Origin of the sequence: Cellvibrio sp. ARAG 10.3, from assembly GCF_051846955.1 — a bacterium.
Lineage (GTDB): Bacteria > Pseudomonadota > Gammaproteobacteria > Pseudomonadales > Cellvibrionaceae > Cellvibrio.
In genome coordinates, this window is record NZ_JBPYCU010000014.1 from 34785 (window position 1) to 48570 (window position 13786).

11 protein-coding genes are annotated in these 13786 nt (G+C 51.2%); 3 read left to right on the forward strand and 8 right to left on the reverse strand.

Going from position 1 to position 13786, the window contains the following annotated elements; all coding sequences use genetic code 11:
• Nucleotides 1–56: 56 nt before the first annotated feature.
• The 5 genes from eda to pgi all read right to left on the reverse strand — a co-directional run bounded on the left by eda (nt 57) and on the right by pgi (nt 6847).
• Entirely contained in the window at nt 57–689 is a 633-nt protein-coding gene (gene eda, locus ACSV5M_RS16215) for a bifunctional 4-hydroxy-2-oxoglutarate aldolase/2-dehydro-3-deoxy-phosphogluconate aldolase (protein WP_439177377.1), read from the reverse strand.
• Nucleotides 690–753: 64 nt separating this feature from the next.
• A complete protein-coding gene (gene pgl, locus ACSV5M_RS16220) occupies nt 754–1464 on the reverse strand; it encodes a 6-phosphogluconolactonase (RefSeq protein WP_439177378.1) in 711 nt (236 codons plus the stop codon).
• Nucleotides 1464–2942, reverse strand: a complete 1479-nt coding sequence (zwf, locus tag ACSV5M_RS16225) for a glucose-6-phosphate dehydrogenase (RefSeq protein WP_439177380.1) — start codon at nt 2940–2942, stop codon at nt 1464–1466. The genes pgl and zwf overlap by 1 nt, the downstream gene beginning before the upstream one ends.
• Nucleotides 2943–3040: 98 nt before the next feature.
• Nucleotides 3041–4858: a phosphogluconate dehydratase gene (edd, locus tag ACSV5M_RS16230; RefSeq protein ID WP_439177381.1), complete on the reverse strand. Its 1818-nt coding sequence runs from the start codon at nt 4856–4858 to the stop codon at nt 3041–3043.
• Between the two features lie 333 nt (nt 4859–5191).
• Nucleotides 5192–6847: a glucose-6-phosphate isomerase gene (gene pgi, locus ACSV5M_RS16235; RefSeq protein ID WP_439177382.1), complete on the reverse strand. Its 1656-nt coding sequence runs from the start codon at nt 6845–6847 to the stop codon at nt 5192–5194.
• Nucleotides 6848–7246: 399 nt separating this feature from the next.
• Here pgi and ACSV5M_RS16240 point away from each other — a divergent pair, with 399 nt between their 5' ends.
• The gene (locus tag ACSV5M_RS16240) at nt 7247–8326 is read left to right on the forward strand and encodes a beta-N-acetylglucosaminidase domain-containing protein (RefSeq protein WP_439177384.1); all 1080 of its coding nucleotides are present in this window, start codon (nt 7247–7249) and stop codon (nt 8324–8326) included.
• A 149-nt stretch (nt 8327–8475) separates the two neighbouring features.
• Nucleotides 8476–9642: a glycoside hydrolase family 88/105 protein gene (locus ACSV5M_RS16245; RefSeq protein WP_439177386.1), complete on the forward strand. Its 1167-nt coding sequence runs from the start codon at nt 8476–8478 to the stop codon at nt 9640–9642.
• Nucleotides 9643–9699: 57 nt separating this feature from the next.
• Here ACSV5M_RS16245 and ACSV5M_RS16250 read toward each other — a convergent pair whose 3' ends face one another.
• From ACSV5M_RS16250 to ACSV5M_RS16260, 3 genes are read right to left on the reverse strand one after another with little or no spacing between them, the layout of a single operon-like run.
• On the reverse strand, nt 9700–10356 hold the full coding sequence (locus ACSV5M_RS16250; RefSeq protein ID WP_439177387.1) for an alpha/beta hydrolase: 657 nt from the start codon (nt 10354–10356) through the stop codon (nt 9700–9702).
• Between the two features lie 18 nt (nt 10357–10374).
• Nucleotides 10375–11715 carry a type II toxin-antitoxin system HipA family toxin gene (locus ACSV5M_RS16255; protein WP_439177388.1) on the reverse strand — a complete coding sequence of 447 codons (1341 nt, stop codon included), beginning with the start codon at nt 11713–11715 and terminating at the stop codon, nt 10375–10377.
• Entirely contained in the window at nt 11712–12071 is a 360-nt protein-coding gene (locus ACSV5M_RS16260; RefSeq protein WP_439177390.1) for a helix-turn-helix domain-containing protein, read from the reverse strand. The genes ACSV5M_RS16255 and ACSV5M_RS16260 overlap by 4 nt, the downstream gene beginning before the upstream one ends.
• Before the next feature lie 279 nt (nt 12072–12350).
• Between ACSV5M_RS16260 and ppnN the strand changes: the two genes are divergently transcribed.
• Nucleotides 12351–13772, forward strand: a complete 1422-nt coding sequence (gene ppnN, locus ACSV5M_RS16265; protein ID WP_439177391.1) for a nucleotide 5'-monophosphate nucleosidase PpnN — start codon at nt 12351–12353, stop codon at nt 13770–13772.
• Nucleotides 13773–13786 lie beyond the last annotated feature (14 nt).

Here is a 13786-nt window from a genome sequence, read left to right on the forward strand (position 1 = left end):
ACGTTAAAAAAATAAATGCGCGTGTCAGGTGCAACACGCGCATAGGGTAGTCAGGTTTAGCGAGGCAGGCTGGCCGCTTCGCGAGCCAGGCGCTCTATCTCGTCCCATCGACCCGCTTTCATCAACTCCTTGGGCGCCATCCAGGTACCGCCGACACAGGCCACATTGGGCAACGCCAGATAGGTCGGCGCCTTGGCCAAATCAATTCCACCGGTTGGACAAAACGTAATTTGCGGCAACGGACCACCGATCGACTTCAACATCGGCACACCACCGGCCGCTTCTGCCGGGAAGAATTTTTGATGGGTGAAGCCTTCTACCAATAAATGCATGGCTTCCGTTGGCGTGGCCACACCGGGCAACAATGGCACAGCAGAAGCTTTTGCGGCTTCAATCAGTGCTGGCGTGGTGCCAGGGCTGACAAGAAAGGTGGAACCGGCTTTAACGGCTTTTTCCAGATCAGCAGGCGTAATAATGGTACCTGCACCGATCACCGCATCAGCGGGGAGGTTTTCGACCATGGCGGTGATAGCATCCAGGGCACAGGGAGTGCGCAGGGTAATTTCGAGAACTTTCAAACCGCCGTTATAAAGTGCTTGCGCTAAAGGCACAGCATCTTCAATGCGCTCTACCACCATGACGGGTACGACGGGGGCGACTTTGACAATTTCGTTGATTGGTAAACCCACTATTTATCCCTCATTACCTGATATGTAAAAAATATGGTTGGTCTATCTGTTTCGCTGCAAATACTTAAGGTGCCCAATAAACGGTAATCGGCACTTGTTGCTGCTGAAGTACTGCGCGTACGGGCATTTCATTCACATCTGTACCCGCCTGTGCCTGACGCAGAACATTTAACTTTTCCTCGCCGGTGATTAATAGCAGCAAGGACTTCGAACGCAGCAATCCAGCCAGGCTCAAGGTCATCCGTTCAACCGCTGTACCTGTGACTTCGCTTTGTTTGGCGGTGATCGCAGCACACAGACTTTCGCTGTTTACATCCAACGCTTCGGACAACCCCTGAGCATGGGGAAACAGCGACGCGGTATGGCCGTCAGATCCCATACCGAGTATGGTGACATCAAAGGGTTGCGCCAATTGCTGGTACGCATTTTCGCAATCAGCCAATCCAGCTGCCGGTGTCTCTGCAGTATTCTTCATGCCGACCAAATTAGCCTTTGCCGCATTGTTCTGCATCAGGGTGCGAACAATAAACGCTTCGTTACTTTTTTCGTTGTCGAAATCCACCCAGCGCTCATCAACCAAGGCTACATAGACGGACTCCCATTTTAGATCCGCTGAACTCAAGGCTTTATACAGAGGCTCTGGTGAACTGCCGCCGGAGACCATAAAGGTTGCTTCACCGCGCTCGTCTACGGCTTCACGCAAAGCGGCAAGGCATTCTTTCTGCAAGGCCGCAATCATGTCTGCGCGGCTATCAAATAATTTCTCAACAAGCATTAAACGTCCTCGCTGGCAAATACGTCGTCCATATTGAACCATTCACGCCCATCGGCATGGATCATCTCGTCCGCCCCACGGGGACCCCATCCACCCGCTTTATAAAACTGCGGATTGTTTTCCGGGCGTTGCCAGGCCTCGATAATCGGATCAATCCAGGACCAGGCGGCGGCTACTTCGGCACGATGAATAAACAGGCTCGGGTCATTGGCAGCAGCATCAAGCATCAAACGCTTATATGCATCGCTGAAAAAATCTTTGTAGGTATCCGCAAAATTGAAATTCAGAACCACCGGGCGCAATTCAGTTTCGTGCTTCTCCAGGTTTTTGGAGGTCATGATAATTTTGATGCTTTCTTCCGGCTGTAAGCGAATCACCAGGCGATTCGGTACGGTACGACCGGCGGATTCAGGGTAAACACGGTGTGCAACATCTTTGTACTGAATAACAATTTCAGCAAAACGTTGTTTCATGCGCTTACCAGTACGCAGGTAAAACGGAACATTCGCCCAACGGGAATTATCGATATGCGCACGAATGGCTACAAAGGTTTCGATGGAACTGGAGTTACCCAATTCTTCCTGGTAACTCGGCACGGCCTTGCCATTGATCTCGCCCGCCGCGTATTGACCACGCACGGTATTGAAGCGCACTGAATTGCCTGTTAACGGGCGTAAGCTCTCCAATACTTTTAGTTTTTCTGCGCGGATACGCTCGGCGGTCATCTTGTTCGGTGACTCCATCGCCACCAGGCACAACAATTGAAGGATGTGATTCTGCACCATATCGCGCAGTGCACCGGCATCGTTGTAGAAACTGGCGCGACCTTCAAGGCCAACCGTTTCAGAGATGGTGATCTGCACGTTGTCGATGGTTTTGGCATCCCATAGATGCTCGAACATGCCATTGGCAAAACGCAATGCCAGGAGGTTCTGCACCGTTTCTTTGCCCAGGTAGTGGTCAATGCGGAAGATGCAGTTTTCATCAAAATATTCAGCAATCTGGCTGTTGATTTCTTCAGCACTAACCGCGTCATAGCCGAGCGGCTTTTCCACCACGACGCGAGCAGTTTTGGTGATCAAATTCATCTCTGACAAATGTTTACAGCACACACTGAAAACAGAAGGTGGGGTAGACAGATAGAACACTCGCTGTTTGTTGCCGCTGTTCAGTAATGCGGCAAGCTCTTCCCAATGCTCATCTTTTTTTGCAATATCCACGAAGATCGGGTGAATACATTGGGCAAATTTGTCCCAGTCAGCGGCAACAAATTCGCCTTCACGCAAATGTTCCTGCGCGGCCTTGCGTACCTTATCTTTATATTCCGCGACAACCTGGGTGTTGCGGCAGGTAGGGATAATGCGGGTACCTTCGGGTAATTCACCATTGCGATGGGCGCGGTATAAACCAGGAACCAGTTTACGCAGAGCCAAATCGCCGGCGCCGCCAAAGATGACAAAATCAAATGCTTCGAGCATGGGGGTTAATCCTGTGTTCGACTTCTAGATCGGTTGATGTGCGGTGTTATCGCAGTCATCGCTGCATGACGTATGACTGCAATAACCAACGGCTACGGCTACCAGTTAAAGACCGTAGCACCCTCTTCGGCCAATCCTACTGTGGCGCGGAAGGGAGCGAACAGCTCGCGCCCCATGCCGTAGTGACTGCCGGATAAATCCACTTGTGCATGTTGCCGGGTTTGCAACTCTGCTTCGCTCACCAACAATTCCAGTTTGCCGGTTTCTGCATCCAGTTCGATCATGTCGCCGTCCTGAATCAGGCCGATAGGGCCATTATCCAATGCTTCAGGCGTCAAATGGATAGCGGCGGGAATCTTACCAGACGCGCCAGACATCCTGCCATCAGTAACCAGCGCAACGCGGAAGCCGCGGTCCTGTAATACGCCCAATGCAGGGGTCAATTTATGCAGCTCAGGCATTCCGCACGCTTTGGGACCCTGGAAACGCACCACGGCGATGAAGTCTTTGTCCAGTTCGCCCCGCTTGAAGGCGGACTGCATATCTTCCTGGGTGTGAAAAACCACGGCGGGGGCTTTTACTTTGCGGTATTCCGGTTTTACGGCCGAAATCTTGATAACACAGCGCCCCAGGTTACCCTTCAGCAGCTTCATACCACCTTCCGGGCTGAACGGCTTGGAAGCCGGACGCAATACAGCGTCATCAAGACTCTCTTCCGGTGCGTCGCGCCAGACAATCTCGTTGTTTTCAAGGAAGGGTTCCTTGCAGTAAGGCGCCAAACCGCCCTCACCCATTACCGTCTTAACATCATCGTGCAGCAAACCAGCGGCTCGCAATTCGCGCATCAAGTAACCCATTCCGCCCACCGCCTGGAACCGGTTGATATCAGCCAGACCGTTAGGGTAAATGCGGCACATCAGGGGAGTAATATCAGAGATATCGGAGAGGTCTTGCCAATTGACAATAACACCCGCCGCCCGGGCGATGGCCATAATATGGATTGCGTGATTGGTTGAACCGCCTGTCGCCATCAGACCAACCATACCGTTGACAATTGCTTTTTCATCAACGATATCGGCCAGCGGTGTGTAATTGCCTTTGGCTGAAGTAATACTGCCAAGTTGTTGAACCGCCGCTTTGGTCAAGGCGTCGCGTAACGGCGTATCGGGATTAACAAAAGAACTGCCCGGCAGGTGCAGCCCCATAATCTCCATCAACATCTGGTTGCTGTTGGCAGTGCCGTAGAATGTGCAGGTGCCTGCACCGTGGTAAGAGGCGCTCTCTGCTTCAAGTAACTCTTTACGGCCAACCTTACCTTCAGCAAACAGCTGGCGCACACGCACTTTTTCTGCGTTGGGCAGGCCCGGGGTCATTGGCCCGCCGGGAATAAATATGGTCGGCAACTGGCCGAACGACAAGGCACCGATCAACAGGCCCGGTACGATCTTGTCGCAAATTCCCAGGCACATCACACCGTCAAACATATCGTGCGACAGAGCTACAGCGGTCGCCATGGCGATCACATCACGACTGAACAAGGACATATCCATGCCATCGCGCCCCTGGGTAACGCCATCACACATCGCCGGCACACCACCGGCAAATTGTGCCGTCATGCCTATGCCATGGGCGGCTTTCTTGATGGGTTCCAGGTAGGTGCCATAGGGAACGTGCGCGGACAACATTTCGTTATAGGCCGAAACGACGCCCAGATTGGGAGCATCACCTTCAGCCAGCGCGTGCTTATCTTCTTGACCGCAGGCGGCAAAACCATGAGCCAGATTACCGCAGGATAAACGCTTACGAGCGGGGCCATTGCTACGCATCCTGGCCACGCGCTCCAAATAAGCCGCGCGGTTCGCGCGACTTCTCTCAATGATTCGGTCGGTAATGTCGACGAGTCTCGGGTCGGTCATGTTGGTACCATTTCTCGATAAGGCTGCCACGGGATGCAGTAACAGTTGATAAAGCCACTGCAAAAGTCACAGGTACTGTCAATTGTTGGCTTCAGAATCATCAGCCTCGATACCGGTAGCTGGGCACCGGTTAAATCACTCGACACTCATAGATAGAGTGAATTGGTATCACTACCAACCTTCCACCCCGTGAGCACCGGTTACATGCAGTACCTTTTCTCTTGGCGATCAACATTGGTGATCTTTAATGGCTGCCAAAACAGCCGCTGTGGCTTCCCGCAATACATTGTCACAGGATAGCCGCAGCTCTTCTCTCACTCCCAACAGCCGAGATTACTGCTGTTTGTGTTTTGCTTGCTTGTAGTAGTCTATCAGATTGCGGGTAGAGGCATCGTGATGGGCGCTGACCGCTTTATCCGCCGCCAATTCCGGCTGGATACCTGCAGCAAGAACCTTGCCCAGCTCCACACCCCACTGATCAAATGAGTAGATTTCCCAAATAATGCCCTGGACAAAGATCTTGTGTTCGTAAAGCGCAATCAACGCACCCAATGTCCGGGCGTCCACTTTATTCAGCAGCAACGTATTCGTGGGACGATTGCCCCGGTGTACTTTTTGCGGCACCAGTTCCGCTATACGCGCTTCAGATAAACCTTTGGTACGCAATTCGCTGCGCACTTGCTCAGCATCGATACCCTGCATCATGGCCTGGGACTGGGCAAAGAAGTTTGCCATCAAAGCATCATGGTGCCCTGGCACATCAATGTTGCTGGCGATAGAACCGATAAAATCCGCCGGAATGATATCTGTGCCCTGGTGAAGCATCTGGTAGAAAGCGTGCTGGCCATTGATGCCAACTTCGCCCCACACCAGGGGAACACTGCCATAGGGAATTTGCTCGCCGGCCCAATTAACGGATTTGCCATTGCTCTCCATCTCCGCCTGCTGCATGTAAGCCGGGAAACGGTGCAAACATTGGTCATAAGGCAAGAGCGCCTGGGCGCTGTAATTGAGGAAATTGCGATTCCAGATGCCGATCAGAGCCAGCATAACCGGCGCGTTTTCCGCCAGGGGCGCTTGCCTGAAATGCTGATCCATTTCGTATGCCCCTTGCAGCAACTCGCTAAACCGCTCATAGCCCAGGGACAATACAATGGGCAGGCCGATGGCAGACCACAAAGAAAAACGACCGCCAACCCAATCCCACATATCAAAAATATTTTCTTCCGCAATACCGAATTCAGTAACCAGTTTGCGGTTGGTAGACACAGCAACAAAGTGACGCGCGATGGCGCTACGCTCTTTCGCTGCCTTGAGAAACCATTGCTCGGCGGTGCGCGCATTGGTCATGGTTTCAAGGGTGGTAAAGGTTTTGGAGGAAATAACAAACAGCGTGGTTTCGGGATTCAGTTGAGCCAGGACTTCAGCGACCTGCACACCATCCACGTTGGAGACATAGTGCATGGCAAGGCGGCCGTCACTATAAGCGTTGAGCGCTTCTGTCACCATCAGCGGGCCAAGGTTGGAGCCGCCAATACCAATACTGACAACATCAGTAATAGGTTTGCCTGTATATCCCAGCCAGTTACCGGAGCGCACTTCTTCTGAGAGTTTGCGCATACGCTCCAGTTCGGCGTTGATCGCCGGACGAGCATCCTGACCGTCAATCATAATGGGCTGAGTGGATTGATCGCGCAGCGCTACATGCATTACCGCCCGGTCTTCTGTGCGATTAATGTGCTCACCGGCAAACATTTTGTCTCGCCAGGACTCGACTTCAGTCTCTTGGGCCAAAGCCAGCAACGCAGCTTTGGTTTCATCGGTGATCAGGTTCTTGGAGTAGTCGAACAGCAGGTGCGGAAGTTCGATGGAGAATTTACTAAAGCGGGAATCGTCTTCGTTAAACAATTCTTTAATATGGCGCTTTTTCATCTGTTGCGCATGGGCAACAAGCGCTTGCCAGGACGGTAAATCAGTGCGGCTAGCCATGGAGCACTCCGTAAGTACAAGTCTGCATTGGGTTGATTCCTGTTGTGGTCTGGCTACCGATGGGTGGATCTATGTCCCCTTGCGGTATTGACAAACACATAGCGCGACGCAACCCTGCCCACCTCCCTGACCGGGCTTACCTGCTGGATATTCGGGTAAAGCTCGGTAAAGAAAGGCGCCTCAAAGGCAGGGCTGACATAAAATTCGACGGTGCAAAAAGCCCGCTATCATAGGCAGATGGTCCCTAAGTGTCAATTCGCTCTCAAGTCGACCAGACCGGTTAGCTGTGGTTCCCGATAATAATTTCTACGGCATTCATATGCACATGCCGGATTTCTTTCTTTCATCAAACCTGCTGATTATGCTGTGCTTACTATTATTTGATGGAGCACTTATTACGTGAATAAAAATTCACCGTCGCAACTCGGCGTCATTGAAGGTTTTTTTGGGCGCAGCTGGTCATGGCAGTCCCGCGTGAGTTATGCCGATTTTTTAGCCAGCACAGGTTTTCATTACTATATTTATGCACCAAAAGATGACGCTTTTTTGCGCAAGCACTGGCAGGAGAACTGGCCAGATATCAGGTTTTCGCAACTGCAAGCGTTGCGCGATACTTACCGGCAACACCACATTGATTTCGGCTTGGGATTAAGCCCTTATGAACTCTACCTTGAGCCCTATCCTGAACGAAACCTCAAGCTGATAAAAAAAATTCGCCAGCTAAACCAACTGCAACCCGATCTGTTATGCCTTTTATTTGATGATATGCGCGGCGACCTGCCCCACCTGGCCAAAATCCAGTGTGAGTTGGTGCAATGTGCCGCAGAACACAGCAGTGCAAAACATATCATTTTTTGCCCGACCTATTACAGCTTTGATCCTGTCCTGGAAAAAGTCTTTGGCACGCGCCCCGAAGACTATTGGATGACATTGGGACGGCAGATTGATCCAGGAATTGATATTTTTTGGACTGGCCCCAAGGTATGCTCCACGCATTATCCGGCAGAACATTTACAGGAAGTTACAGAACTGCTGCAACGCCAACCATTTTTATGGGACAACTACCCTGTTAATGACGGCGCGGTAAAGTCCAATATTTTACAGCTGCGCGCATTTGATCAATCACACAGTGAGCTGCAAGGAAAGATAGCAGGACACGCCGTAAACCCGATGAATCAATCATGGCTGTCGCGCATTCCGCTAATGACATTGCCTCAGGCTTATCATGAAGGGCCCGCTTACGACCCGCATCAGGCGTTTGTGAATGCTTGCCATCTACTTTGTGGCCCCGCCCTGGCGGGTCAGATCATTGAAGATATCGCATTACTACAAGACACGGGTTTAAATAAGTTATCCGCTGCGGAGCGACAAGCGCTGATTAAACGATATCAGCATTTTCCAAACGATCCTTACGCGGCGGAAATAATTGATTGGTTGAATGGCGGCTATCAATTCGACCCAGCCTGTTTAACAGAATAAAAAACCTGACACTTTGATAACAATAAGCAATACATGCGGGCTATCGCGAATCTATCGGGAATGTTTGAACCACGCTTGCATAGCAAGCACACACATCCGTTAGTTTTTCGGCCTGCGAAAAGTTTTTACTTGAATAAGGAAACTGTGTCATGAAGAAAGATAAATATTTTTACCACATCGGCCTATTGATCAGCGTGTTAAGTTTTTTGTGCCTGAGTGCGTGCAGCAATTTGAACACTGAAAAAAATACACCGAATGCCGATAGTGTCACTGAAACTGCCAATCGTGTCGCCGATTGGCAGTTAGCCCATATGGGCACCTTTGATTATGTGCGGACGTTTCAGGATCACACCGAGTATTCCCATGGCTGGATTCAGGGCGCGCTCTTTGTTGGCCTGGACCGCTGGGCCAATACCACGCATAGCGAACGCTACCAACGAGCCGTCGTCGCCAAAGGCGAAATGAATCGGTGGAGGCCTGGCGAAAAAACCTGGCATGCCGATGATCAAGTGATTGCATTCTCCTATGCTTCTGTAGCCGAGCGAACCAATGACCTGTCTTTATTGCAACCTACTCAAAACGCCTTCCAGGAAATCCTGGCCAATCGCGCAACCAACAGCCTGGCGTACGCTTCCGATCCGACTCATCAGGGTGAAGCCACCTGCCAGAGACGTTGGTGTTGGTGCGATGCATTATTTATGGCACCGCCGGTGTGGGCCGCAATAGGAAAGCTCACCGGCGATCCCGCCTATCTGGATTATGTCGATGAAGAGTACCAGGCAACCGTGGATTATCTATTTGACCAGGAAGAAAACCTTTTCTACCGCGACGGCCGCTTCCTAACGCAACGCAATAAAAACGGCAAAAAGATTTTCTGGAGTCGCGGCAACGGCTGGGTATTTGCCGGCTTGCCTTTATTATTGGAACAGATACCCCAGGATGATCCGCGCCGAAGAAAATATGAAATGCTTTTTCAACGCATGGCAGCAAAACTGATCACATTGCAGCAGCCTTCCGGTTTTTGGCCATCATCATTATTGGATAGCACAGAATTTAATGTACCGGAAACCAGCGGTACAGGTTTTATGACCTTTGGGTTGGCATGGGGTATCAACAATGGTTTATTGCCTCGCGAACAATATTTACCTGCCGTTAATGACGGCTGGCGGGGGTTGGCGAGCGCAGTTGACGATTCAGGCAAGCTCGGCTGGGTGCAGCAGGTCGGCGCCTCGCCCGAAAAAATCCTTCCTGATGATACCCAGCTTTACGGTGTGGGCGCTTTATTATTGGCTGCATCAGAAATCATAAAACTGTAACGCAGTTTGCCTTAAACCGCACTGAGACTGCCCCTGTGGCAATCTCAGTGTATTAACCTATAACACCCGTCCAAACCAACGGTTGATATCGTCAATCTGCGGGGCGCATAACGTATGAGCCATGGGATATCTTTGATAGTCAACATGGTATCCGCGCTCACTCAACAATTGAACCGCGCGCTGCCCCAAGGCTTCCGGCACAACATTATCCTGCGTACCATGTTGAATCAGAATGGGGATTTGTTGATTGGCAGGATGTGCCTGAATAGTTTGATAGGTCGCAAAATAACTCGACAATACAAGTAACCCACCCAATGGCTCAGCGTGTGACAGGGCCGCCTGATAAACCACCGCACCACCCTGGGAAAACCCGGCCAATATGATGCGCTGATTTGCCACACCACGCTCTTGCTCCCGCAGAATTAATTTGGCAACCTCCGCCGCAGATTTTTCCAGCTGCACAACATCCACCTTGCGATCAATCGACATCTCCAGAATGTCGTACCAGGCCGGCATAATGTATCCGCCATTAATCGTGACCGGCATGCTCGGCGCATGAGGAAAAATAAAACGTGTGGACACTTTTTTCGGAAAGTTGAGTTGTGGGACCAAAGAGGCAAAGTCATGGCCATCTGCACCCAAACCATGCAACCAGATAACCGCGCTATCGGCTTGCTGTTGCGACTTAATTTCCACACAAGGTAAATAAGACATGCATAAAACTCCGATTAATTACCAATCCAGACGATGATGCTGCGCAATCTCTTCACGCCATTCCGGGAACACGCCGGCGCGCACAGCGAATGCGTTCCACTCGCGAACAACATCAACAACCTGGGCAGTGATTTTTTTTGCCCGCACTGTTTTTATGTTGCCATGAGCTGCAACGGACAATAAATCATCCAACGAAAAATCATCACGCTTTTCGTTGACTGTCATTTGGTGGCGCGACGTCCACTCACCGCGTGGATTGTAGCTGTAAATCACATCAAAGGCGGGGGCCAATTGCCAATTCCCTTGCCGATCCATGAGGAAAGCAATATTTTTCGTGTGGTCATCCTGATTGCGCGCGACCACATTAAATACCATGCGTCGATATTGTTGCTCCAGGGCCGCCTGCTCATTATTCATATTCAATCGCTTGATAATTTGCATGGCCTGTTCATAACTGTAACCACCGGCGATATTAAAGTCGTAGTGCGCAATTGCACATAAGGATTGCATGTGCAACTTATCGCCATCGGCACGCCGGTCAAACCGCCGCGTCATAAAATGTGCGCGACCACCCTCTTCCAGCAAACGGCTTTCCGACATCTCGATCTCTGCCGCTGTTGCCATCAGATAATAGGCGTATTCAATGCGCCCGAATCCTTTGGGGTCGTTTAATTCTTTATCTGCATTTTCAACAATGCCATCGAACTTTAACAACCAATGCTCAAAACCCTTGCCTGCGGGAATTTGACCGGAACGCACTTCTCCCGTCTCGGGATTCCAGGCGATGACCGCCTTGGCCCGGGCGCCGCCAGCGGAGGTTCCCACCGCAAGAATATGCCCCAGCGCCGAGCGCTGATCACTCAAGTCATCAGAGAGCCGCTCATGCAGATGGCTTTTAGCCGACAAGACCCGATTGGCAAGGGCGGCCAACTCGGCAATTTCCAATGGCTGACTGGCCTGCACTCGCTTGATTGCCGGCCGAAATTCCAGCGCTCCCATGCCGCGCTCGCCCATGTAGCATAAACGCTCCACCGGACTGAAACTCGACCTGTCACGACCCTGTTGCTCCAGCCACCGATCAATCAGCAGGTTACCGAACTTGTCCGGCAGGGCATCTGCCAGCATACCTGGCAAGCCTTTATAAGACTGACGATCAAGCTCCGGGAAACTGTAGATAGTCCGCGCTCGCGGCATCATCAAAGGTGCCAATTCAACCGGTGCCCGTAAAAATGCGGGATCATATTCAAAAAAACCCAAAGACCGCTCATCATCCCAAGCCACGGCACCAACGCGCGTACCCCAGATAAACACATCCGCCACATCAACCTTCGCAGGTTTTTTTTCCTGGGTCGCACTCACGCTTCATCTCCCCATTTCCAGCCAGCTACCGGCTCATTAACATCGGTGCGGGCCGATGAAGCTCGCTGGCGTCGCTGCCCTCCAACCGCCTTTAGCTGCAGTGGACTCAATGCAGGCAAAGGCAGGAAGTTATCCAGTTGATCGAGCCGCCCCAAAGCGCGCAATATGGCGATCAACGTCATCAGGGTAATGTTGCCTTTGGCAGACTCTGCACGCTTTACCGTAATCAGGCTGATGCCCGCCTGCTCTGCCAATTCCGCCTGGGTAATATTGATCTCAAGCCGAGCCGCCCTCAGGCGACTACACAACTCATCATGGATCTGCTGATCACTTAACTGATGGAAGGCTAGCGTCATATTTCACCCCCAGTAGGTTTGTAATGTATCTTAAAGGATCTTTAAGTAGCAAAAATAATAGCTAAGTATCATTTATGAAATCAAAAATCAATGGGATTTTTTATTAAAAGATCTTTTAAGATACAAAAAAATGGTTTTTAATCCATTAAATATCTTATATGATACCTTATTGACAAGCAGAATGAACATCGCAGATCTCAATAAAATCACCCCATAACGAACGAAATACCACTAAACTGACAATAACATCTCCCGAAACCGGCAGTAGAAGAGACGCGCATGACAAATAGTTATAGCAACAATCCCTATATCTCCACTCATCACGAAAGCGGTAACTACGAAACCATCGATGCCATCATCTCCCCGATGGGTCCCCTGAATATTCTTTCCAAGATAGAAGTATCCAAGCTCCTGGACGCCAGCCAAAGTGGTTTATACAACCTGTTTCGCAGCTGTTCACTGGCCGTCCTTAATTGCGGAAATTACCTGGATGATGGAAAAGAGCTGCTTGAACGCTACAGCGATTTCTCCATCAGCATTATTCAGGAGGAACGCGGGATAAAGCTAGATGTACGCGGTGCCCCCGCCAGCGCTTTTGTTGATGGCAAGATGATCAAGGGCATCAGTGAGCACCTGTTTACCGTGCTGCGCGATGTTATCTATGCCAGCGACGAATTGCGTGGAAATGCCAAGTTCAACCTGAGCACCAGTGAGGGCATCACAGACGCAGTCTTTCATATGCTGCGCAACGCAGGTTTGCTCCAGCCCGGCCGCGATCCCAATCTTGTGGTTTGTTGGGGGGGACACTCCATCAGCCGGGGAGAATATGATTACACCAAAGAGGTGGGCTACGCATTGGGTCTGAGAGGTATGGACATTTGCACCGGCTGCGGCCCGGGCGCCATGAAAGGTCCAATGAAGGGCGCCACCATCGGCCATGCCAAACAACGTATCAGTGGCGGCCGCTATGTGGGTATTACCGAGCCTGGCATCATTGCCGCTGAGGCGCCCAATCCTATCGTCAATCAACTGACGATCATGCCGGACATCGAGAAACGTCTGGAAGCCTTTGTGCGCACCGGTCACGGTATCGTGATCTTTCCCGGTGGCGCCGGTACAGCGGAAGAGATCCTGTATATTCTGGGCATTTTGCTGCATCCGGATAACCGCGATATCCCCTTCCCCCTGATTTTTACCGGGCCGGCCAGCGCCGCCGATTACTTTGATCATATCCACCAATTCATCGGCGATACGATTGGCGCTGATGCGCAGAACCGTTACAAGATCATTATCAATGATCCGGAAACGGTAGCGAGGGAGATGCTGAAAGGCATCAAAACCGTGCGCGAATTCCGCAAAAAAACAGACGATGCCTACTACTTCAACTGGCAGCTAAAGATCAGCCCCGACTTCCAACAACCCTTCGCTCCAACGCATATCAATATGCGCAATCTGGAGCTGCATAAAAACCAGGAAAGCCATCTGTTAGCAGCCAACCTGCGGCGCGCCTTCTCTGGCATCGTAGCCGGCAATGTAAAAGATGAAGGCATACGGGCAATTGAAGAGCACGGGCATTTTGAATTACACGGCGACGCCAGCATCATGCAACCCGTAGATGCCCTGCTGACCTCCTTTGCCGAGCAAAGCCGGATGAAGCTGCCGGGACGACACTACAAACCCTGTTATCGCATCATTAAATAATGCCGGACGCCGGG

Excerpts from the sequence above, each read along its gene's own strand:
- ppnN (WP_439177391.1), top strand. The coding sequence starts at position 12,351 with ATGACAAATAGTTATAGCAACAATCCCTATATCTCCACTCATCACGAA.
- edd (WP_439177381.1), bottom strand. The coding sequence starts at position 4,858 with ATGACCGACCCGAGACTCGTCGACATTACCGACCGAATCATTGAGAGA.
- zwf (WP_439177380.1), bottom strand. The coding sequence starts at position 2,942 with ATGCTCGAAGCATTTGATTTTGTCATCTTTGGCGGCGCCGGCGATTTG.
- ACSV5M_RS16260 (WP_439177390.1), bottom strand. The coding sequence starts at position 12,071 with ATGACGCTAGCCTTCCATCAGTTAAGTGATCAGCAGATCCATGATGAG.
- pgl (WP_439177378.1), bottom strand. The coding sequence starts at position 1,464 with ATGCTTGTTGAGAAATTATTTGATAGCCGCGCAGACATGATTGCGGCC.
- pgi (WP_439177382.1), bottom strand. The coding sequence starts at position 6,847 with ATGGCTAGCCGCACTGATTTACCGTCCTGGCAAGCGCTTGTTGCCCAT.
- ACSV5M_RS16245 (WP_439177386.1), top strand. The coding sequence starts at position 8,476 with ATGAAGAAAGATAAATATTTTTACCACATCGGCCTATTGATCAGCGTG.
- ACSV5M_RS16250 (WP_439177387.1), bottom strand. The coding sequence starts at position 10,356 with ATGTCTTATTTACCTTGTGTGGAAATTAAGTCGCAACAGCAAGCCGAT.